Below are 21,409 nucleotides of genomic sequence, written 5' to 3'. Positions count from 1 at the left end.
CTGGAGTTCAGACGTGTGCTCTTCCGATCTGATCTTCCGCATTGATGCGGCATTCGATGGCCCAGCCGTCGCGCTTCACGTCGGCCTGCGTCAGCGGCAGCGGCTCGCCGGCTGCGACGCGGATCATCAGCTCCACCAGATCCAGACCGGTGATGCACTCGGTGACCGGGTGCTCCACCTGCAGGCGCGTGTTCATCTCCAGGAAGTAGAAGTCCTGGTTCTTGCCGACCACGAACTCCACCGTGCCGGCCGACTGGTAATTCACGGCCTTGGCCAGCGCCACGGCCTGCTCGCCCATGGCCTTGCGTGTCGCCTCGCTGATGAAGGGGGACGGCGCCTCCTCGATCACCTTCTGGTGGCGTCGCTGGATCGAGCATTCGCGCTCGTTGAGGTAGATGACGTGGCCCTGGCTGTCGCCCAGCACCTGGATCTCGATGTGCCGCGGCTGTTCCACGAACTTCTCGATGAAGATGCGGTCGTCACCGAAGGAATTGCGGGCCTCGTTGCGGCAGGAGGTGAAGCCCTCCAGCGCCTCCTTGTCGTTGAAGGCCACGCGCAGGCCCTTGCCGCCGCCGCCGGCGCTGGCCTTGATCATCACCGGATAGCCGATGCCCTTGGCGATCTCCACCGCCTGCTCGGGCGTGTCGATGGCCTCGTTGTAGCCGGGGATGGTGTTGACCTTGGCCTCGTTCGCCAGCTTCTTGGAGGCGATCTTGTCGCCCATGGCGGCGATGGAATGGTGCTTGGGCCCGATGAAGACGATGCCCTCTTCTTCCACACGCTTGGCGAAGGACTCGTTCTCCGATAGGAAGCCATAGCCGGGGTGCACCGCCTCAGCGCCGGTCTTCTTGCAGGCCTCGACGATGCGGTCGGCCCTCAGGTAGGACTCGCGGGAAGGCGCCGCGCCGATGTGCACGGCCTCGTCGGCCAGTTCGACATGGCGGGCGTCGCGGTCCGCGTCCGAGTACACGGCCACGGTCCGGATGCCCATCTTGCGGGCGGTCTTGATGACGCGGCAGGCGATTTCGCCGCGGTTGGCGATCAGGATCTTCTTGAACATTGCGGCTCCGTTCTTTGGGCGTTGCGATGCGGCGCTGCTCACTGCAGGCCCATCGACTGGCGCATGGCGGCATTCCTGGCCTCGGCACGCTGGAAGGCAGGCCGCGCGTCCAGGCGAGCGACATAGTCGGCGAACACGGGCGTGGACTCGATCTGCTTGAAGGCGATCATGAAGCGCAGCGTGCCGCCGAACACCACGTCGGCCATGGAGAAGCGCTCGCCCAGCAGGAAGTCCTTGCCCGCAACGGCGGCCTCCGCTGCGCCGAGCATGGCGTCGAAGCTGCCCCAGCCGGCCGACATCTCCTTGACGGTCCAGCCCGAATGCTTCGCCATGACGGCAGGCTCGATCACGCTCGGCGCGAACAGCGACCAGCGCAGGTAGGTGCCGCGCTGCGGATCGTCCAGCGTCGGCGCCAGGCGCTGTGCATAGCGATCGGCCAAGTAGAGCGCGATGGCGGCCGACTCGGTCACGACGACGTCGCCGTCCACCAGCGTGGGCAACTTGCCCATCGGGTTCTTCGAGATCAGCTCGGGGCCCTTCTGCTCGCCCTTCATGATGTCGACGACCTTCAACTCGTAGTCGACGCCGGCTTCTTCCAGCGCCCAGAGCGTTCCCGCGGCGCGCGAGTACGGGTGGTAGTAGAGGCTCAGGGTCATGGTGTGCTCCTTGACTGCACGGCGCTCACAGCGGGATGTTCCCGTGCTTGCGCCACGGGTTCTCGAGCTTTTTCTCGCGCAGCATCACCAGGCTGCGGCAGATGCGCTTGCGCGTCTCGTGTGGCAGGATCACGTCGTCGATGTAGCCGCGCGCGCTGGCCACGAAGGGGTTCGCGAAGCGGGCCTTGTATTCGGCCTCGCGGGCGGCAAGCTTTTCCGGGTCCTTCTTCTCCTCGCGGAAGATGATCTCCACCGCGCCCTTGGCGCCCATCACCGCGATCTCGGCGCGCGGCCAGGCCAGGTTGACGTCGCCGCGCAGGTGCTTCGACGCCATCACGTCGTAGGCACCGCCATAAGCCTTGCGCGTGATGACGGTGATCTTGGGCACCGTGCATTCGGCGTACGCATAGAGCAGCTTGGCGCCGTGCTTGATGATGCCGCCGTATTCCTGGCTGGTGCCGGGCATGAAGCCCGGCACATCCACGAAGGTGACGACCGGGATGTTGAAGGCATCGCAGAAGCGCACGAAGCGCGCCGCCTTGATCGAGCTCTTGATGTCCAGGCAACCGGCCAGCACCAGCGGCTGGTTGGCGACGATGCCCACGCTCTGGCCTTCCATGCGCGCGAAGCCGATCACGATGTTTTTGGCGTAGTCGGGCTGCAGCTCGAAGAAGTCGCCGTCGTCCACGACCTTGAGGATCAGCTCCTTCATGTCGTAGGGCTTGTTGGCGTTGTCGGGCACCAGCGTGTCCAGCGAGAGGTCGGCCCGGTCGGCGGGATCGCCGCTCGGGCGCACCGGTGGCTTCTCGCGGTTGGACAGCGGCAGGTAGTTGTAGAGGCGGCGCAGCATCATCAGCGCCTCCACGTCGTTCTCGAAGGCCAGGTCGGCCACGCCGCTCTTGGTGGTGTGGGTGACGGCGCCGCCCAGTTCCTCGGACGTGACGTTCTCGTGCGTCACCGTCTTCACCACCTCGGGGCCGGTGACGAACATGTAGCTGGAGTCCTTCACCATGAAGATGAAGTCGGTCATGGCCGGCGAGTACACGGCGCCGCCGGCACAGGGACCCATGATCAGGCTGATCTGCGGCACCACGCCCGAGGCCATCACGTTGCGCTGGAACACGTCGGCATAGCCGCCCAGCGAGGCCACGCCCTCCTGGATCCGCGCCCCGCCCGAATCGTTGAGGCCGATGACGGGTGCGCCCACCTTCATGGCTTGGTCCATCACCTTGCAGATCTTTTCGGCATGCGCCTCGGAGAGCGCACCACCGAATACGGTGAAGTCCTGGCTGAAGACGAAGACGAGCCGCCCGTTGATCATGCCGTAGCCCGTGACCACGCCATCGCCGGGGATCTTGTTGTCCGCCATGCCGAAGTCGGTGCAGCGGTGCTCGACGAACATGTCCCATTCTTCGAAGGTGCCGTCGTCGAGCAGCAGTTCGATGCGCTCGCGCGCCGTGAGCTTGCCCTTGGCATGTTGCGCATCGATGCGCTTCTGGCCGCCGCCCTGGTGCGCCTGCGCACGGCGGCGTTCGAGTTCTTCGAGGATGTCCTTCATGGTGTCCTGTCGGTTGGGGATGAGGCGGGCGGCGCATCAGTGGCCGTCCGTGATTCGGGGAAAGGTGGCTGCGCGGCCAGAGCCAGTAACTGGCGCGCGGCGGTGGACGCAGCCAAGCGGCCGGCGGCCACTTCCGCAGAGACGCCCGCAAGCTGCTCACGCACCTGCGCATGCTGGCGGAATGCCTGACGCAGGCCGGCCTCGATGCGTTCCCACATCCAGGCCAGGGCCTGCTTCTCGCGACGCGCGGCCAGGCGGCCGTTCGCGCTCTGAAGCTGGCGGAACTCGGCCACGGCGGCCCAGAAGCGGTCCACGCCAGCGCCTGTCAGCGCGCTGAGCTGCATCACTCGTGGCAACCAGTGGCGCACTTCGGCGCCGGCGTGGGCGTCGTGCATGGCCTGCACGTGCTGCGGGTTGCCGTGATGGCCGAAGAGCCGCAACGCCGAGGTGATCTGCGCCTGGGCCCGCGTGGCCGCATCGGCGTCGATGTCGGCCTTGTTGATGACGACCAGATCGGCGATCTCCATCACGCCCTTCTTGATGGCCTGGAGGTCGTCGCCGGCATTGGGCAGTTGCAGCAGCACGAACATGTCGGTCATGCCGGCCACGGCCGTCTCGCTCTGGCCGACGCCGACGGTCTCGACAATCACCACGTCGTAGCCGGCAGCTTCGCAGACCAGCATGGCCTCACGCGTCTTCTCCGCCACGCCGCCAAGCGTGCCCGACGAGGGGCTGGGGCGGATGTACGCCTGCTCGTGCACCGAGAGGCGCTCCATGCGCGTCTTGTCGCCGAGGATGGAGCCGCCGGACACGGTGGACGATGGGTCGATGGTGAGCACCGCCACGCGGTGGCCTTGGTCGATCAGGTGCAGGCCCAGGGCCTCGATGAACGTCGACTTGCCGACGCCCGGGACGCCGGAGATGCCGAGGCGAAAGCTGTGGCCCGTGTGCGGAAGCAGCGCCGTGAGCAGTTCGTCGGCCTGGGCGCGGTGGTCGGCCCGGGTCGATTCAAGCAGCGTGATCGCCTTGGCCATGGCGCGGCGTTGGGCCATTGGCGTGGCGCCATGCAGGATGGCGTCGACGTAAGGAGAAGGCGCCTGGGTCACGCGGCTGCCTCGGCTGACGGGTTTGATGGGATTGTCGGCTGCCAGGCCGCCTCGCTGCCCCCAGTCCGTTCGGGCTGAGCTTGTCGAAGCCGGGGCGCAAGTCCTGCCTGTGCGCCGTTCTGCCCTTCGACAAGCTCAGGGCAAACGGAATGTGAGCCCTGGCCCTGGCCCTGGCCCTGGCCCTGACCCTGACCCTGGCTCTGGGCCATGTGCTCCGCCAGGTTTGGATCGAAACGATCAGCGGCGCTGGCCCGCGAACGCGCCAACTGCTGGATCGCGACCCAATCCCCCCGCGCAAGCGCCTCCTTCTTCGCCCGCGACCATCCCTTGATCCGCAACTCGAAGGCCAGCGCAGCTTCACGCGTCTCGAACTCGCCCTGCCACGACACCGTGAACGGCTTGCGCGTGGCGGTGTAGCCGATCCGGCCGGCGACATGCTGCTGCAGGCGCGCATCCAGGTCGTCGGTATGGCCCGCATAGTAGGAGCCGTCCGCACAACGGAGCAGGTAGACGAAGAAGGGCTTCACACGAAGGGGAAGAAGGGCTTCGACAAGCTCAGCCCGAACGGTGGAAAAGGCTGCGAGGGATCCGCGGTGGGGCTACGGTGGGACAAACGCAGCCCGCCTCAAGCGGCGACAGCCGCCCGGATCTGCTCCAGCACATCCTTCGCGCTGGCCGGAATCGGCGTGCCGGGCCCATAGATGCCCTTCACGCCCGCCTCGTACAGGAACTCGTAGTCCTGCCGCGGAATGACGCCGCCGACGAACACGATGATGTCGTCCGCGCCCTGCTTCCTCAGCTCCTCGATGATGGCCGGCACCAGCGTTTTGTGGCCCGCCGCCAGCGTGCTCACGCCCACGGCATGGACGTCGTTCTCGATGGCCTGGCGGGCGCATTCCTCGGGCGTCTGGAACAGCGGCCCCATGTCCACGTCGAAGCCCAGGTCGGCGAAGGCCGTGGCGACCACCTTGGCGCCGCGGTCGTGGCCGTCCTGGCCGAGCTTGGAGATCATCACCCGCGGGCGACGGCCCTGGTCCTCGGCGAAGGTGTCGATCTCCTTCTTGAGCGCCTCCCAGCCCTCGGCGGAGTCGTAGGCGGCGGCATAGACGCCAGTCACCTTCTGCGTGTCGGCGCGGTGGCGGCCGAAGGCCTTCTCCAGCGCGTCGGACACCTCGCCCACCGTGGCGCGCAGGCGGATGGCCTGGATGCTCAGGTCGAGCAGGTTGCCCTCGCTCTTCTCGGCCGCGGCGGTGAGCGCATCGAGCGCCGCCTGCACCTTCGCGCCGTCGCGCGCGGCGCGAATCTTCTGCAGACGCGCCACCTGCTGGTCGCGCACCTTCATGTTGTCGATGGCGAGGATCTCGACCGGATCCTCGTTCTTGAGCTTGTATTTGTTGACGCCGACGATGACGTCGCGGCCCGAGTCGATGCGGGCCTGCTTCTCGGCCGCCGCGGCCTCGATCTTGAGCTTGGCCCAGCCGCTGTCCACGGCTTTCGTCATGCCGCCCATGGCTTCGACCTCTTCGATGATGGCCCAGGCGGCATCGGCCATGTCCTGGGTGAGCTTTTCCATCATGTAGCTGCCGGCCCAGGGGTCGATGACGTTGGTGATGTGCGTCTCTTCCTGGATGATGAGCTGGGTGTTGCGGGCGATGCGGGCGCTGAATTCGGTGGGCAGCGCGATGGCCTCGTCCAGCGCATTGGTGTGCAGCGACTGCGTGCCGCCGAACACCGCAGCCATCGCCTCGATGGTGGTGCGCACCACGTTGTTGTACGGGTCCTGCTCGGTCAGCGACCAGCCCGAGGTCTGGCAGTGCGTGCGCAGCATCAGGCTCTTGGGGTTCTTCGCGTTGAAGCCTTTCATGATCCGGCACCACAGCAGGCGCGCGGCGCGCATCTTGGCGACTTCGAGGTAGAAGTTCATGCCGATGGCCCAGAAGAAGCTGAGCCGCCCGGCGAAGTCGTCCACGTCCATGCCCTTGGCGATGGCGGTCTTCACGTACTCCTTGCCATCGGCCAGGGTGAAGGCAAGTTCCAGCGCCTGATTGGCGCCGGCTTCCTGCATGTGGTAGCCGGAGATCGAGATCGAGTTGAACTTCGGCATGTTCTTCGCCGTGTACTCGATGATGTCGCCGATGATCCGCATGCTCGGCTCGGGCGGGTAGATATACGTGTTGCGGACCATGAACTCCTTGAGGATGTCGTTCTGGATGGTCCCGCTGAGTTGGTTCTGCGGCACGCCCTGCTCTTCCGCCGCCACCACGTAGCCGGCCAGCACGGGCAGCACGGCGCCGTTCATGGTCATCGACACGCTGACCTTGTCGAGCGGAATGCCGTCGAACAGGATCTTCATGTCCTCCACCGAATCGATAGCCACGCCTGCCTTACCCACGTCGCCGGTCACGCGCGGGTGATCGCTGTCGTAGCCGCGGTGGGTGGCGAGGTCGAAGGCGACCGAGACGCCCTGCCCGCCCGCGGCCAGCGCCTTGCGGTAGAAGGCATTGGACTCTTCGGCCGTGGAGAAGCCGGCGTACTGGCGGATGGTCCAGGGCCGCACGGCATACATCGTGGCTTGCGGGCCGCGGATGTAGGGCTCGAATCCGGGCAGCGTGTCGCTGTAACCCAGGCCCTGTAGGTCGGCGGCGGTGTAGAGCGGCTTGACGTTGATGCCGTCGGGCGTCACCCAGTTCAGCGACGAGACGTCGCCGCCGGGGGCCGACTTGGCCGCGGCGCGCGCCCAGTCTTCGAGGGTGGAGGGCTTGAATTCGGAATCCGCCATGCTTCGTCTCTCTCGCTTGACCTCTGGTGCCGGAAGTGCGGCCACGCTGGCCGACCCCGGGGAACCCCGCAAGTCTAGCCGTCTGTAATTATTAATTCAATTATGAATTAGGGACTTCTTCTGCGATACAGTCGCGCTCATGTCTGCCCTGACCCTCACCCCGCGCGCGCTCTATGAAGAGGTGGCGGAGCTACTGCGCCAGCGCATCTTCCGCCGCGAGCTGGAGCCGGGCAGCTGGATCGACGAGTTGCGCATCGCGGAAGAACTGGGCATCAGCCGCACACCCTTGCGCGAGGCGTTGAAGGTGCTGGCCGCCGAAGGCCTGGTGACGATGAAGCTGCGCCGGGGCGCCTACGTGACCGAGGTGTCCGACCGCGACCTGGCCGACGTGTACCACCTGCTCGCCCTGCTGGAGAGCGACGCGGCCGGCGTGGTCGCCACCCGCGCGACTGACGCCCAGATCGCCGAGCTGCGGGCACTGCACGAGGAGCTGGAAGCGGCCGCACGCCCCGGCCACGTAGACCGTGAACACTTCTTCGGCGTCAACGAACGCTTCCACATGCGGCTGCTGGCCATCGCCGACAACCGCTGGCGCGACCAGATGGTGGCCGACCTGCGCAAGGTGATGAAGCTCAATCGCCACAACTCGCTGCTGAAGGCAGGCCGCATCGAGGAATCGTTGGCGGAGCACCGCGCACTCGTGGCCGCCATTGAATCGCGCGACCCGCAGGCGGCCGAGACGCGCATGCGCGAGCATTTTGCGAACGGGCTGGAGGCGGCCTCCTGAGACGCGACTCGCGCTGCTTCTGCTGACGCGCTGCTGCGGCGAAATGCGGCATCGGCCGTCAGTACGGCGGCCCAGCCGACGCCGGAAGTCCCTGAGTCAGACCTCGGCCGTGATGGACGCATGCGCCCGGGCCATCACCTCATGCGGATCGAGCTCGCGCAGGCGATGGTCGCTCCACACCTGCCGCCAGCGGCGTGCGCCCGGCAGGCCGTTGCGCAGCCCCAGCATGTGGCGCGCGATCGACTGCCAGGACGTGCCATGGGCCTGCCGCTCGCGCCGCATGTAGTCGCACATCTGTGCCTCCACCTCCTCGCGCGCCAGCTCGCGCGGCGCATCGCCGAAGAACGCGCTGTCCCACTGCGAGAGCCACCACGGGTTGTGGTAGGCCTCGCGGCCCACCATCACGCCGTCGAGTAGGCGCAGCTGCGCGTGAACCTGCTCCTCGGTCTGGATGCCGCCGTTGATGGCGATGAACAGCTGCGGAAAGTCGTGCTTGAGCCGGTGTACCAGCTCGTAGCGCAGCGGCGGAATCTCTCGGTTCTGCTTGGGGCTCAAGCCCTTCAGCCACGCGTTGCGGGCATGCACGATGAAATGCCGGCAGCCGGCGTCGGCCACGGTGCCGACGAAGTCCCGCACGAAGTCGTAGCTCTCCACCCGGTCGATCCCGATGCGGTGCTTGACGGTGACCGGAACGCTCACCACGTCCAGCATCGCCTTCACGCCATCGGCCACCAGCGCCGGCTCGGCCATCAGGCAGGCACCGAAGGCGCCGCGCTGCACGCGTTCGCTGGGGCAGCCGCAATTCAGGTTGATCTCGTCGTACCCCCACTGCTCGCCCAGCCGCGCGCTGGCCGCCAGATCGGCCGGCTCGCTGCCACCCAGTTGCAGCGCCACCGGATGCTCGGCCTCGTCGAAACGCAGGTGCCGCGCCGCATCGCCGTGCAGGATGGCGCCGGTGTTCACCATCTCGGTGTACAGCAGGGCGTGGCGGCTGAGCAGACGGTGGAAGTAGCGACAGTGCCTGTCCGTCCAGTCGAGCATCGGGGCTACGGAAAGCCGGCCGATGGGCAGTGACGCCTGCGGTGAGGAGGGAGGGACCTGGTCGTTCATGGGGCGGGGCTGGGGCTGATCGAGCGGCTGGCCAAGGAACGGCACTGGACGCGGCATCGTTTCGCGAAGAGGAAAACACGACGCCGCACGACGCCAGGGGCGCGGGCGGCGAAAGGCCGGCATTTTCCCAGGTCCTCCTAACGCGCGCGCAAAGGCTCGCCTGGCGACGGGTTGAGCCGGCACCCAGCGTGGTCAGGCTCATTTAATAAACATACTTACGATATAGGTGTTTATGAAAACCGACCCCTCCAAGCGCTTCAGTTTTCTGGTGAACCAGGTGGCCAAGCTGCACGGCGCGCACTTCGACCGGCTGGCCCGCGAGCGGATGGGCCTCTCCCTTGCGCAATGCCGGCTGCTCTGGGCGCTGGCCCATCCCGAGCAGCCGGAACCGCTGTCCCAGGCTGCGCTGGCCCAGCGGCTGGAGACGAGCGCCATGGCCGTTGCCGCCATGTGCGACCGCATGGAAGCCGGAGGCTGGATCCGGCGCGAGCCCTCGCCCAGCGACCGCCGCGTCAAGCTCATCTATGCCACGCCGCGCGCCCTCGACGCCATGGACCAGGCCCTCGCGATCAGCGACGAGGTGCTAGCCCACGGCCTCGTCACCCTCAACGCCGCCGAGCAGGCCCAGCTCCTCTTACTACTGGCCAAGGCCCGTGAGGGTCTCCTGGCTTGGCAGCCCGAGGCCGGGTCGGCGCCCGAGCCGCCTGACGACAGCGCGACCAGTGGGTCCGAGGAGACTGCCCCATGACTTCCACGCCCCAGAACACGGTGCCCCACCGCGGCATGATCACCATCTCGATCATGCTGGCGACGATCATGCAGGCGCTGGACACCACCATCGCCAACGTCGCCCTGCCCCACATGCAGGGCAGCCTGCAGGCCTCGCAGGACCAGATCACCTGGGTGCTGACCTCGTACATCGTCGCGGCAGCCATCACCCTGCCGCTGACGGGCTGGTTCTGTGGTCGGTGGGGCCGGCGGCGCGTGTTCCTGGTGTCGGTGGTGGGCTTCACCGTGGCCTCGGCGCTGTGCGGCATCGCCGGCTCGCTGGTCGAGATCGTCGGCGCGCGGCTGCTGCAGGGCGTGTTCGGCGCGGCGCTGGTGCCGCTGTCGCAGGCCGTGCTGCTCGACATCAACCCGCGCGAGAAGGTGGGCCAGGCCATGGCCATCTGGGGCGCCGGCATCATGATCGGCCCCATCCTGGGCCCGCTGCTGGGCGGATGGCTGACCGATCAGCTCGACTGGCGCTGGGTGTTCTTCATCAACCTACCGGTGGGCGTCGTGGCCTTCTGGGGCATCGCCCGCTATCTGCCGGAAAGCCGTCCGAAGGCCGAAAAGCTGGACGTCTTCGGATTCGCGACGCTCAGCCTCGGCATCGGTCTGCTGCAGCTCTTCCTCGATCGCGGCGAACAACTGGACTGGTTCGACGCCTGGGAGATCCGCCTGGAGGCGGTCGGGGCCGTCGTCGCCCTCGCCTTCTTCGCCGTCCACACCTGGACGGTGCAGGGCGTGAGCTTTCTCAACCGGGACCTGCTGAAGGACCGCAACTTCGTCACCGGCCAGTTCTTCGCCTTCATCGTCGGCATCATCCTGTTCGCGACCACCTCGTTACTGCCGAACTTCCTGCAGGGCCTGATGGGCTACCCCGTCGTCTACACAGGCGCCGTGACCGCGCCGCGCGGCGTGGGGACGATGATCGCCATGATCGTGGTCGGCCGGCTGGTCCATCGGATCGATGTGCGCGCCATCATGGCGGCCGGCTTCGGCCTGACGGCCTTCTCGCTGTGGCAGATGACGCGCTACACGCCGGAAATGGACAGCACGCTCATCGTCACCTCGGGCTTCATCCAGGGTCTGGGCATCGGCTTCACCTTCGTGCCGCTGTCGACGGCCACCTTTGCGACGCTGCCCGCACGCCTGCGCAACCAGGGCACGCCGATCTTCAGCCTGATGCGCAACATCGGCAGCAGCGTCGGCATATCCGCGGTTCAGACGCTGCTCACCGAAGGCTCGGGCCGGGCGCACGCCAACCTGGCCGCGCTGGTGGCGCCAGGCAACCAGGGACTGCTGGCGCTGCCACCCGCCATGGACCTGGGCACCCAGACCGGGCTGGCGGTGCTGAATGCCGAGGTCACACGTCAAGCCGCCATGGTGGCGTACCTCGACGACTTCTGGATCATGATGGTGCTGACGGCGGTGACGATCCCGCTGCTCCTGCTCATCCGTCGGCCGCCCAGGGCCGCCGGCGGGCCGGCCGAGATTCCGCACTGAAAGTGCGGGGGCCTCGCCCGCTCAGCCGAACTGGCCGAAGGAGGTCCGCAGCCCCTGGTAATCGGTCGGTCCGCTGTTTTCCGGCGGATGGCCGTACAGCGCCAGCCAGCCGGCAATGCTGGGCAGGCGCTTTTCGAAATAGCGGTGCAACTCGTGCCAGTCCCCCTGTGGCGTGTGGCTGGCCACCATCTCCAGGCCTTCCACGGCCATGGCGCGCAGGCTGGTCACCATGGCCAGGCCCGAGCCATCGATCTGTTGCAGGCTCACTTCGCGGCCCTGCGCCAGGACTTCCTGCAGCACGCGCCGATGGACGGCGAAGTCCGCCCAGGCGTGCTTGATGCAGGCATCGCTGAGTTCACGGAACACCCAATGCATGTTGGCGGCGAAGAGCGTCGCTACCTGTTCGGCCTGACGCGCAGCCTGACGGCCCGCGGCGTATTGCAGACGCAGCGCCAGGCACAGCGCCACCAGCACCGAAGCGGCCTGCACCCAGGCCGCCCATTCAGAAGAGGTTTGCGGCGGCGCCACCCACAGCGCCGCCCCGGCGCCGGCCAACAAACCGCCGATCCCCACATAAGGAAGCCATCGAAACGCAACACCGCTTTTCATGCCGCCATCCTAGGCGCCGGAAGAGCTAGAAAGGTATCGAATACTTCACAATTAGAAACATATTTCGCAATCGAGGCGTGATCGTTAACAAATCCGGTCACCCCGCAGAGGCTTGCTCCTACAGAAAGGCGAGACCCATCTCCCTACGTTGATCCGGTCGCTGGGCCCGCCTTCGGGCCATTCCAATCGGCGCCAACCTGGAGACGCCATGAAGCCTTTCGCCCTGACGCCCGACATGCTCTCGACGCTCGGCAAGACCTTTTATCCCACGGGCCACACGATGCTCATGTTCCCTGACGAGGGTGCTGCGCGCGCTGCCGCAGATGCCTTGGCGCAGGGCGGGGTGACTGGCGACGACGTTGCCTTCGTGCCGGCGGCAGCCATCATCGATTCGATCGGGCCGACCACCTCGGGCGCCGACGATCCTCTGCCGTCAGCGGGTACCGAGGGGGCGACGGTCCGGGCCTACGTGCGTCTGGCACTCGAAGGCCACGTCGGCCTGCTGGTGCGCACTGAGAACGATGAGGACGTGGAGCGGCTGCGCACCCTGTTACGCGAGACGCCTTTCGTGATGGGCCAGCGCTACCGCACGCTGGTCATCGAAGACCTATGAGGCAGTGACCGGCACCGGCGGCAACGCGCGACTGAGCACATCGCCCGCCATCGCCTGTGCCAGTTCGTGCTCGCCCAGATAGACGGTCGCGGCCAGCTCCTGCCGCAGCAGTTGTGCCTCGTCCTCGTTGTGGCTGCGCAGCACCACCTCGACTTCCGGGTTGAGCGTGCGTGCCGTGTCGATCATCTGCCGCACGTTCAGCGGATCGGCGATGGCCACCACCAGCACCCTCGCCCGGGCGATGTGAGCCTGGATGAGCACCGAGGGCTCCGCGGCATCGCCCCAGACAGCGGCGGCGCCCTCTTCCCGCAGCCGCTCGATCAGTTCGCGGTTCTGGTCCGCCACCACGAAGGGGATGTCGTGCGCGCGCAATTGCGCGGCGATCCGCCGGCCCACCCGGCCATAGCCCACGAGCACAACCTGGCGAGACAGGTATCGTGCCGCCGTGGTCGCAGGCAGCTCCGCCAGCGGGTCGTCCCGTGCCTCCAGCCGGCGGGCGAGCGAGGAATGCAGCCGCAACCAGCTCAGGATGGGTTGAATGGCACTGAACCACAGCGGATTGGTCGCGATGGACACCAGCGCCCCGGCCAGCACCAGGCTCTGCGCCTCGGGCGGCAATAGCTCCATGCGCAGGCCCAGAGCCATCAGGATGAAGGAGAACTCGCCGATCTGCGCGAGGCTCGCGCTCACCGTCAGCGCCGTCGCAAGGGGATAACGGAATGCCAGCACCAACAGACAGGCGGCGACCGACTTGCCCACCACGATCACAAGCACGACCGCCAGCACCTGCAGCGGCCGACTGAGCAGGACGCTGGGGTCGAACAGCATGCCCACCGACACGAAGAACAGCACCGCGAAGGCATCGCGCAGTGGCAGCGATTCCTCCGCCGCGCGATGGCTGAACTCGGACTCCCGCATCACCATGCCGGCAAAGAAGGCGCCCAGCGCAAAGGAGACGCCGAACAATGACGCCGAAGCGAAGGCGATGCTGACGGCCGCCGCCACCACGCACAAGGTGAACAGCTCGCGCGAGCCGGTTCGCGTGACCTGCCAAAGGAGCCAGGGAAACACGCGGCGTCCCACGATCAGCATCAGTGCGACGAAGCCGCCGACCTGCAGCAGGGTGACGCCGAGCGTGCGACCCAGCGAAGCCATGGAGCCGTCGCCACCTTCCTCCACGCGGCCGCCCAGCACCTGCGACAGGGGCGGCAGCAGCACCAGCACCAGCACCATCGCCAGGTCTTCCACCACCAGCCAGCCGACGGCGATGCGGCCGGTGTGGGTGTCCAGAATGCCCATGCTCTCGAGCGCCCGCAGCAGCACCACGGTGCTGGCCACCGACAGCGCCAGCCCGAAGACCAGCGCCGCCCCGATGCTCCAGCCCCACCAGAGCGCCAGCAGTCCGCCCATGCAGGTGGCGGCCACGATCTGCACAAGTGCGCCCGGCAGCGCGATGCGCCGCACCTGAAGCAGATCGTCCAGCGAGAAATGCAGGCCTACCCCGAACATCAGCAGCATCACGCCGATCTCGGCCAGCTGCGAGGCGATGTCGGCGTCGGCCACGAATCCTGGAGTGAACGGCCCGATGATCACGCCGGCGAGCAGATAGCCCACCAGCGCCGGCAGCCGAAGGCGCGCCGCGATGAATCCGAGGGCGAGCGCCAGCCCCAGGGCGGCTGCGATCGTGCTGATGAGGGAGGCGCCATGGTGCATCGACCCATTTTGCAGGACGCCGCTGGACGGGCCGTGGTGGGGGGATTGTCCGACCCCAGAAGCGCGAAGCCCGCGCAAGGCGGGCTCCGAGAGGCCCCGGCGGCGCCGGGGCGGATGGGGGCGCGCCCCGTGATCAGTGCATGTGCAGGCCGCCGTTGACCGGAAAGTCCGCGCCCGTCGAATAGCCGCCTTCGCTGGAGGCCAGCCACGAGATGATCGAGGCGATCTCGCTCGGCTCGCCCAGGCGCTTGACCGGGATGGTGCCGACGATCTTGTCCAGCACTTCCTGACGGATGGCCTTGACCATGTCGGTGCCGATGTAGCCCGGGCTCACGGTGTTGACCGTAACGCCCTTGGTCGCCAGCTCCTGCGCCAGGGCCATGGTGAAGCCGTGCATGCCGGCCTTGGCGGCGGAGTAGTTGGTCTGCCCGGCCTGGCCCTTGGCGCCGTTGACCGAGCTGATGTTGATGATCCGGCCCCAGCCCTTTTCGACCATGTCGCCCACCACCTGCTTGGTGACGTTGAACATGCTGTTGAGGTTGGTCTCGATGACCGCGTTCCAGTCGTCGGGCGTCATCTTCACGAACATGCGGTCGCGGGTGATACCGGCGTTGTTGACCAGCACGTCGATGCTGCCGTGCTCGGCCTTGGCCTTGGAGAAGGCCTCCACCGTCGAATCCCAGTTGCCGACGTTGCCGACGGAGGCGTGGAACTCGAAGCCTTCTTCCTTCTGCTCTGCAAGCCACTTGCTGAAATCGCGGGTCGGCCCGCAACCGGCGATCACCGTGAATCCATCCTGATGCAGACGGCGGCAGATTGCGGTTCCGATGCCTCCCATGCCTCCGGTGACGTAAGCGACTTTCTTGCTCATCCTGTGCTTTCCTTGGGTTGATCCGGCTTCCTTGCCGGCTTGGTCACTTTAGCGACATTTCTTGAGGTTTCGGTGGCATGGCCCCTCTAAAGAGATGAGGACAAACCGCAGGTCAAGACCGCGCGACAGCCGGCGCGCACAGCCCACGTGCACGAAAAAGCCCCGCCGGGCGCGTCATGCACCACGGCGGGGCCCGGGCGGACAGGAGTCGACAGTCCGTCGGTCAGCGGCGACGCTGGCGCTGAAAGAGCAGCGCCAAGAACACCAGCCCGAAGGCGACAAAGCACAGGAAGGACCAGTTGGCGATCGACAGGCCCAGGAAGGTCCAGTCGATCTGCGAGCAATCGCCGCTGCCGCGGAAGATCATCGGCACCACGCGCTGCAGCGGGAAGGTCTCGATCATCCCGTAGATGTCGCGGCCACAGCTGGCGAACTCGGGTGGATGCCACTGCAGCCAGCTCTGGCGCGCTGCGGTAAAAGCGCCGCCGCCCGCGAACACCAGGGCCACGAAGCCCCAGAACTTGCGCAAGCCGTTGCCACCCGTGGCGGCGGCCAGCGCGCTGAACACGGCCACCAGGATCAGCGCATAACGCTGGACGATGCACATGGGGCAAGGCTCGAGCCCCACCACATGCTGCAGATACATGCCGAAGGCCAGCATGGCCACGCAGGCCGCGGCGATGAGCCCGTGAATGCGCCGGGGCGCGCCGAATAGTTGGTTCAAATCCCTGATCCTTGGTCGACGAAAACGCGGGCCCGGCGCGGGCTCGCGATCACCGTGTCGCCCTCGCGCAGACCCAACTCGCGGAACTGCTGGGCAGGAATCTGCACTTCGATCACCGTTCCAGCGCCCGGATTATCCGGATTCGTTTCCATCGGTTCGAGTTCCATGCGCGCGATCGGACCGACGACGATGGCGCGCGTGATGCGGGCCACGATGCCGTGCGCCTGCGACTGGCCGCCCGCGTACGGGGCGATGTCGAAGTCATGCGGGCGCACATACGCCAGCGCCTTGGCGTCCTGCGCACGGTCGGCCTCGGTGGCGGCGAAGCGCATGCCCTGCTGGAGTTCGACCTCGCCCTCGTGGGCGCGCCCATGGAACAGGTTCACGTCGCCCAGGAATCCGTAGACGAAAGGGCTGGCCGGATGGTCCCACACCTCCTGCGGCGAGCCGACCTGTTCGATGTGGCCGCTGTTCATCAGCACCACGCGGTCGGCCACCTCCAGCGCCTCTTCCTGATCGTGCGTCACGAAGATGGAGGTGACATGCAGCTCGTCGTGCAGCCGGCGCAGCCAGCGGCGCAGTTCCTTGCGCACCTTGGCGTCCAGTGCGCCGAAGGGCTCGTCGAGCAGCAGCACCTTGGGCTCGACTGCCAGCGCGCGCGCCAGGGCGATGCGCTGGCGCTGACCGCCCGACAACTGCGCCGGGTAGCGGTCGGCCAGCCAGTCGAGCTGCACCAGCTTGAGCAGGTCGAGCACCTTGGCCTTGATCTGCGCGTCGCTGGGCCGCTCGCGACGGGGGCGGATGCGCAGGCCGAAGGCGACGTTCTCGAAGACCGTCATGTGGCGGAACAGCGCGTAGTGCTGGAAGACGAAGCCCACCTGCCGCTCGCGCACGTGCACGTCGGTGGTGTCCTCGCCGCTGAACAGGATGCTGCCGGTGTCGGCCGTCTCCAGGCCGGCGATGATGCGCAGCAGCGTGGTCTTGCCGCAGCCCGAGGGGCCCAGCAGCGCGAACAGTTCGCCCGAATCGATGTTCAGGCTGACGTCGCGCAGCGCATGGAAGTCGCCGAAGCGCTTGCTGACGTTGCGGATTTCGATGCTCATGGTTTGGCTAACTCTTGTTCTGTTCGGGGGCCGCGCCGCGCGGGCGGCAGGGCCACTCTGGAAGGCCGTCTCAGGCAGCCGGCGCGGGCCGCTCCGGCGGCAGTTCGGACAGCGCCTTCATCTCGCGCTCGTGACGCCATTCGGCCACCGTCTTGATCACCAGCGTGACCAGCGCCAGCACCGCCAGCAGCGAGGCGACGGCGAAGGCGGCGACGGACTGGTACTCGTTGTAGAGCACCTCCACATGCAGCGGCATGGTGTTGGTCTGGCCGCGGATGTGGCCCGACACCACCGACACCGCGCCGAACTCGCCCATGGCGCGCGCGTTGCATAGGATCACGCCATACAGCAGGCCCCACTTGATGTTAGGCAGCGTCACATGCCAGAAGGTCTGCCAGCCGCTCGCGCCCAGCACGGTGGCGGCCTGCTCCTCCTCGGTGCCCTGCGCCTGCATCAGCGGAATCAGCTCCCGCGCGATGAACGGAAAGGTCACGAACACGGTCGCCAGCACGATGCCGGGCACGGCGAAGATGATCTTGATGTTGTGCTCCGACAGCCACGGACCGAGCCAGCCCTGGGCGCCGAACACCAGCACGTAGATCAGGCCGGCCACCACGGGTGAGACGGCGAAGGGCAGATCCACCAGCGTGGTGAGGAAGGCCTTGCCCTTGAACTCGTACTTGGCGATGGCCCAGGCCGCCGCCACGCCGAACACCAGGTTCAGCGGCACCGAGATGGCGGCCGTGATCAGGGTCAGCTCGATGGCGGACCAGGCGTCCGGCTCCTTCAGCGCCTCCACATAAGCGCCCCAGCCCTTGCGCAGCGCCTCGGTGGCGACGGCGGCCAGCGGCAGCACCAGGAAGAAGAACATGAAGACCAGCGCCAGCGCGATCAGCGTCCAGCGCACGGCGGGCGATTCGGTGGTGCCCGCGCGCACGCGGCCACTGCCGGCGCGCATTCCCGTGGTACCACTCATGCCGACACCCCCCGCTTGCGCTGCCAGGCCTGCAACGCGTTGATGACCAGCAGCATCAGGAAGGAGAAGACCAGCATGACCAGCGCCACGGCGGTGGCGCCCTGGTAGTCGTACTGCTCGAGCTTGCCGATGATGATGAGCGGCGTGATCTCGGAAATCATGGGCATGTTGCCGGCGATGAAGATGACGGAGCCGTACTCGCCGATGGCGCGGGCGAAGGCCATGGCGAAGCCGGTGAGCAGCGCCGGCGTGATCGAAGGCAGGATCACGAGCCGGAAGGTCTGCCAGCGCGTGGCGCCGAGGGAGGTGGCGGCTTCCTCCAGTTCCTTCTCGGTGTCCTCGAGCACCGGCTGCACCGTGCGGACCACGAAAGGCAGCCCGATGAAGATCAGCGCGATCACCACGCCGGCCGGCGTGAAGGCGAGCTTGATGCCCAGCGGCTCCAGGTATTGGCCGATCCAGCCATTGCCCGCCAGAAGCGCCGTAAGCGAGATGCCAGCGACGGCGGTGGGCAGCGCAAACGGCAGGTCCACGAGCGCGTCGACGAGCTTCTTGCCCGGAAACTTGTAGCGCACCAGCACCCAGGCCACGAGCAGGCCGGCGAACAGGTTGACCAGCGCGGCCAGGAAGGACGCGCCGAAGGTGAGCCGGTACGAGGCCAGCACGCGCGGCGCGCTGACGGCCACCCAGAACTGGTCCCAGCTCATGGTGAAGGTCTTGAAGACCAGCGTGCTGAGCGGAATCAGCACGATCAGGCACAGATAGAAGATCGTGTACCCGAGCGTCAGGTGAAAGCCCGGCAGCACCCGCTTGGCGCCGCCGGCCCTTGAACGTGAAACCGGCGCTGCCGGAGTCGGCAGCGCCGGTGAAGTCACACCAGCCATGGAATCAGCGCGCGCCGGGGGTGTAGAGCTTGTCGAACTGGCCGCCGTCGTTGAAGTGCACCTTCTGCGCCTCGCCCAGGCTGCCGAAGAGTTCCTGCACGGTGAACAGCTGCAGCGGCTTGAAGGTCGCGGCGTTCTTCTTCAGCACGGCCTGCGAGCGCGGGCGCAGCGCATGCTTGGCGGCGATCTCCTGCGCCTCGTCCGAGTACAGGTAGTCCAGGTAGGCCTTGGCCAGCTCCCCGGTGCCCTTCTTGGCGACCGTGCGCTCGACCACCGCCACCGGGTTCTCGGCCAGGATGCTGATGCTCGGGTAGACGGCGTCGACCTTGCCGGCGCCGAACTCGCGGTCGATGGAGACCACTTCCGATTCGAAGGTGATCAGCGCATCGCCGATGCTGCGCTGCAGGAAGGCCGTGGTGGCGTCGCGGCCGCCGCGGGCCAGCACCGGCACGTTCTTGAACAGCTTGCCGACAAACTCGGCGGCCTGGGCGTCGGTGCCACCCTTCTTCTTCACGTAGCCCCAGGCGGCCAAGTAGGCATAGCGGCCGTTGCCGCCCGTCTTGGGGTTGACGACCACGACCTGCACGCCGGGCTTGATCAGGTCGTCCCAGTCCTTGATGCCCTTGGGATTGCCGTTACGCACCAGGAACAGCATGGTCGAGGTGGTGGGCGAGGCGTTGTCGGGGAATTTCTTGGTCCAGTCCTTGGCCACCACGCCCTTGTCGGCGAGGAAGTCGATGTCGGTGCTGGTGTTCATCGTCACGACGTCCGCATCGAGGCCGTCGGCCACCGAACGGGCCTGCGCGCTGGAGCCGCCATGCGACTGGTCGATCTTGACGTCCTTGCCCGTGGTCTTCTTGTAGTGGGCGACGAAGGCGGCGTTGTAGTCCTTGTAGAACTCGCGCGCCACGTCGTAGGAGGCGTTGAGCAGCTGGTTCTGGGCGAAGGCATTGCCGGCGAAGGCCGAGGCGGCCACCGTCAGGGCCGCGGCGAAGGTCTTGATCTTGGAATTCATAAGGTCGCGGAGTGTTGCACGGAAGACCGAGCACCCGCCGTCAGACGGCTGGGGGCATCGGTGAGGGATTCGAGCAGCGCGAGGCCCAGCGGCCAATCGCCGTGGCCCGAATCCACATTGATGTGGCCCGCATTCTGGATGCGGACGAATTCGCTGCCCCAGGCCCGGGCATAGGCGCCGGCCAGGCGCACCGGGCAGAAGGGGTCGGTGGTGCTGGCCACGACGATGCTGCGGTAGGGCAGGCGCGCATACGGCACGGGCGCGAAGTCGACCAGCGCCGCCCGGCGCTCCGGGTCGGCGGGCGCCACCAGCAGCGCGCCCCGCACGTGGGCGGCGGCCTCCGCGCCCAGGTGGCTGGCCGCGATGCAGCCCAGGCTGTGGGCGGCGATCACCACCGGTTCGGGCCGCGACAGGATCAGCCGCTCCAGCGTGCCGACCCAGGCCTCGCGCCGGGGCGAGACCCAGTCGTCCTGCACCACGCGCTCGGCGTCCTGCAGCCGTTCCGCCCACAGGCTCTGCCAGTGGCCGGGGCCGGAGTCGCGCCAGCCCGGCACGATGATGATGCGCTGCGTCATGGCCGCGCGCGGCTCACTTGTTGGGTTGCGGCGTCAGGCGCAGATAGGGACGCACGGCATTCCAACCCTTGGGGAAGCGCGTCTTCAGCTCTTCCGGGTCCTGGATGCTGGGCACGATCACCACGTCGTCGCCGTCCTTCCAGTTGGCGGGGGTGGCGACCTTGTGGCTGTCGGTGAGCTGCAGCGAGTCGATCACGCGCAGGATCTCGTCAAAGTTGCGGCCCGTGCTCGCTGGATAGGTGATGGTGGCGCGCACCACCTTCTTCGGGTCGATGATGAAAACGCTGCGCACCGTGGCGGTGGCCGACGCGTTCGGGTGAATGAGGTCATACAGCTCGGCCACCTTGCGATCCGCATCGGCCAGGATCGGGAAGTTGATGGTGGTGTTCTGCGTCTCGTTGATGTCGCCGATCCATTCCTTGTGCTTGTCGGCCGGATCGACGCTGATCGCGATGGGCTTGACGCCACGCTTGGCGAATTCGCCGCCCAGGGCGGCCGTCTTGCCCAGTTCGGTGGTGCACACCGGCGTGAAATCGGCGGGGTGCGAGAACAGCACCACCCACGAGTCGCCTGCCCAGTCATAGAAATGAATCGCACCTTCGGAGGAATCCTGGGTGAAGTCGGGGGCGGTGTCACCGAGTCGCAGCGTGGCCATGGCGTCTTCCTTTGGCAGGGAAAGTGAAGGGATGCTGCATTCTGGAGAGCCGCGCTTCGATCACAAACGAATATCTTCTTGTTTGGTTATGCGGCCCGGCACATAAGCTGATTCACGCTGGCGGCTCACCCGTCCCCAGCACCTCTGTCAGGAAGTCCAGCACCGCGCGCACGGCGGGCACCAGGGCCCGGCGCGGCGGGAACATGGCGTGCACGATGCCCAGCGGCGGCTGCCAGTCGGGCACCACCTTCAACAAAGCGCCGGACTGGACGGCCTCGCGGCACAGGTAGTCGGGCAGGAAGCCGATGCCCACGCCCTGCTCCATCGCGAAGCGCAAGGTCAGC

At 67.0% G+C, this 21,409-nt stretch carries 21 protein-coding genes and 1 pseudogene; 4 read left to right on the top strand and 18 right to left on the bottom strand.

The window, feature by feature from the left end:
- Positions 1–31: 31 nt before the first annotated feature.
- The 6 genes and pseudogenes from QZ772_RS04595 to scpA all read right to left on the bottom strand — a co-directional run.
- A pseudogene (locus QZ772_RS04595) lies at positions 32–1,060 on the bottom strand (biotin carboxylase N-terminal domain-containing protein); the annotation flags it as partial.
- Between the two features lie 38 nt (positions 1,061–1,098).
- Positions 1,099–1,716 (bottom strand): glutathione S-transferase family protein, encoded by a 618-nt coding sequence (locus tag QZ772_RS04590; RefSeq protein WP_295523489.1) that lies wholly within the window; start codon positions 1,714–1,716, stop codon positions 1,099–1,101.
- Between the two features lie 25 nt (positions 1,717–1,741).
- Complete coding sequence (locus tag QZ772_RS04585; protein ID WP_295523487.1) at positions 1,742–3,274, bottom strand: acyl-CoA carboxylase subunit beta; 1,533 nt, start codon at positions 3,272–3,274, stop codon at positions 1,742–1,744.
- The gene (meaB, locus tag QZ772_RS04580) at positions 3,271–4,326 is read right to left on the bottom strand and encodes a methylmalonyl Co-A mutase-associated GTPase MeaB (protein ID WP_295523491.1); all 1,056 of its coding nucleotides are present in this window, start codon (positions 4,324–4,326) and stop codon (positions 3,271–3,273) included. Before meaB ends, QZ772_RS04585 begins: the two co-directional genes overlap by 4 nt.
- A 50-nt stretch (positions 4,327–4,376) precedes the next feature.
- Positions 4,377–4,907: a GIY-YIG nuclease family protein gene (locus QZ772_RS04575; protein WP_295523485.1), complete on the bottom strand. Its 531-nt coding sequence runs from the start codon at positions 4,905–4,907 to the stop codon at positions 4,377–4,379.
- Positions 4,908–5,005: 98 nt separating this feature from the next.
- Positions 5,006–7,159: a methylmalonyl-CoA mutase gene (scpA, locus tag QZ772_RS04570; protein ID WP_295523483.1), complete on the bottom strand. Its 2,154-nt coding sequence runs from the start codon at positions 7,157–7,159 to the stop codon at positions 5,006–5,008.
- Between the two features lie 139 nt (positions 7,160–7,298).
- Between scpA and QZ772_RS04565 the strand changes: the two genes are divergently transcribed.
- On the top strand, positions 7,299–7,946 hold the full coding sequence (locus QZ772_RS04565) for a GntR family transcriptional regulator (RefSeq protein ID WP_295523481.1): 648 nt from the start codon (positions 7,299–7,301) through the stop codon (positions 7,944–7,946).
- A gap of 96 nt (positions 7,947–8,042) precedes the next feature.
- On the opposite strand, the gene dusA is transcribed toward QZ772_RS04565, so the two are convergent.
- Positions 8,043–9,056, bottom strand: coding sequence for a tRNA dihydrouridine(20/20a) synthase DusA (gene dusA, locus QZ772_RS04560; RefSeq protein ID WP_295523479.1), 1,014 nt, complete (start codon positions 9,054–9,056; stop codon positions 8,043–8,045).
- Between the two features lie 232 nt (positions 9,057–9,288).
- Between dusA and QZ772_RS04555 the strand changes: the two genes are divergently transcribed.
- The gene (locus QZ772_RS04555; RefSeq protein WP_295523477.1) at positions 9,289–9,804 is read left to right on the top strand and encodes a MarR family transcriptional regulator; all 516 of its coding nucleotides are present in this window, start codon (positions 9,289–9,291) and stop codon (positions 9,802–9,804) included.
- Positions 9,801–11,327: an MDR family MFS transporter gene (locus QZ772_RS04550; protein ID WP_295523475.1), complete on the top strand. Its 1,527-nt coding sequence runs from the start codon at positions 9,801–9,803 to the stop codon at positions 11,325–11,327. Before QZ772_RS04555 ends, QZ772_RS04550 begins: the two co-directional genes overlap by 4 nt.
- A 21-nt stretch (positions 11,328–11,348) precedes the next feature.
- On the opposite strand, the gene QZ772_RS04545 is transcribed toward QZ772_RS04550, so the two are convergent.
- On the bottom strand, positions 11,349–11,936 hold the full coding sequence (locus QZ772_RS04545; protein ID WP_295523473.1) for a hypothetical protein: 588 nt from the start codon (positions 11,934–11,936) through the stop codon (positions 11,349–11,351).
- 208 nt (positions 11,937–12,144) lie between these two features.
- Here QZ772_RS04545 and QZ772_RS04540 point away from each other — a divergent pair, with 208 nt between their 5' ends.
- The gene (locus tag QZ772_RS04540; RefSeq protein ID WP_295523471.1) at positions 12,145–12,549 is read left to right on the top strand and encodes a hypothetical protein; all 405 of its coding nucleotides are present in this window, start codon (positions 12,145–12,147) and stop codon (positions 12,547–12,549) included.
- Here the strand turns inward: QZ772_RS04540 and QZ772_RS04535 are convergent.
- From QZ772_RS04535 to QZ772_RS04490, 10 genes are all read right to left on the bottom strand, one after another.
- Positions 12,544–14,262, bottom strand: a complete 1,719-nt coding sequence (locus tag QZ772_RS04535) for a cation:proton antiporter (protein WP_295523469.1) — start codon at positions 14,260–14,262, stop codon at positions 12,544–12,546. The two genes, QZ772_RS04540 and QZ772_RS04535, sit on opposite strands and share 6 nt — an antisense overlap.
- A 133-nt stretch (positions 14,263–14,395) precedes the next feature.
- Positions 14,396–15,133, bottom strand: a complete 738-nt coding sequence (phbB, locus tag QZ772_RS04530) for an acetoacetyl-CoA reductase (protein ID WP_295523467.1) — start codon at positions 15,131–15,133, stop codon at positions 14,396–14,398.
- 223 nt (positions 15,134–15,356) lie between these two features.
- Positions 15,357–15,857 carry a disulfide bond formation protein B gene (locus QZ772_RS04525; RefSeq protein ID WP_295523465.1) on the bottom strand — a complete coding sequence of 167 codons (501 nt, stop codon included), beginning with the start codon at positions 15,855–15,857 and terminating at the stop codon, positions 15,357–15,359.
- Entirely contained in the window at positions 15,854–16,960 is a 1,107-nt protein-coding gene (locus QZ772_RS04520) for a sulfate ABC transporter ATP-binding protein (protein WP_295523463.1), read from the bottom strand. The genes QZ772_RS04525 and QZ772_RS04520 overlap by 4 nt, the downstream gene beginning before the upstream one ends.
- Positions 16,961–17,030: 70 nt before the next feature.
- Complete coding sequence (gene cysW, locus QZ772_RS04515) at positions 17,031–17,918, bottom strand: sulfate ABC transporter permease subunit CysW (protein ID WP_295523461.1); 888 nt, start codon at positions 17,916–17,918, stop codon at positions 17,031–17,033.
- Positions 17,919–17,932: 14 nt separating this feature from the next.
- On the bottom strand, positions 17,933–18,820 hold the full coding sequence (gene cysT, locus QZ772_RS04510) for a sulfate ABC transporter permease subunit CysT (RefSeq protein WP_295523460.1): 888 nt from the start codon (positions 18,818–18,820) through the stop codon (positions 17,933–17,935).
- Between the two features lie 4 nt (positions 18,821–18,824).
- On the bottom strand, positions 18,825–19,835 hold the full coding sequence (locus QZ772_RS04505) for a sulfate ABC transporter substrate-binding protein (RefSeq protein ID WP_295523458.1): 1,011 nt from the start codon (positions 19,833–19,835) through the stop codon (positions 18,825–18,827).
- A complete protein-coding gene (locus QZ772_RS04500) occupies positions 19,832–20,410 on the bottom strand; it encodes an alpha/beta hydrolase (RefSeq protein WP_295523456.1) in 579 nt (192 codons plus the stop codon). Before QZ772_RS04500 ends, QZ772_RS04505 begins: the two co-directional genes overlap by 4 nt.
- Positions 20,411–20,423: 13 nt before the next feature.
- Positions 20,424–21,065 carry a peroxiredoxin gene (locus tag QZ772_RS04495; protein ID WP_295523454.1) on the bottom strand — a complete coding sequence of 214 codons (642 nt, stop codon included), beginning with the start codon at positions 21,063–21,065 and terminating at the stop codon, positions 20,424–20,426.
- Between the two features lie 112 nt (positions 21,066–21,177).
- Positions 21,178–21,409 (bottom strand): LysR substrate-binding domain-containing protein (locus QZ772_RS04490; RefSeq protein ID WP_295523452.1); only part of this gene is annotated, 232 nt, incomplete at its 5' end.

Source organism: uncultured Pseudacidovorax sp., assembly GCF_913773995.1.
Classification (GTDB): Bacteria; Pseudomonadota; Gammaproteobacteria; order Burkholderiales; family Burkholderiaceae_C; genus Xenophilus.
Note: the sequence above shows the minus strand (reverse complement) of the source record. Positions and strands in the feature narration are given on the sequence as shown.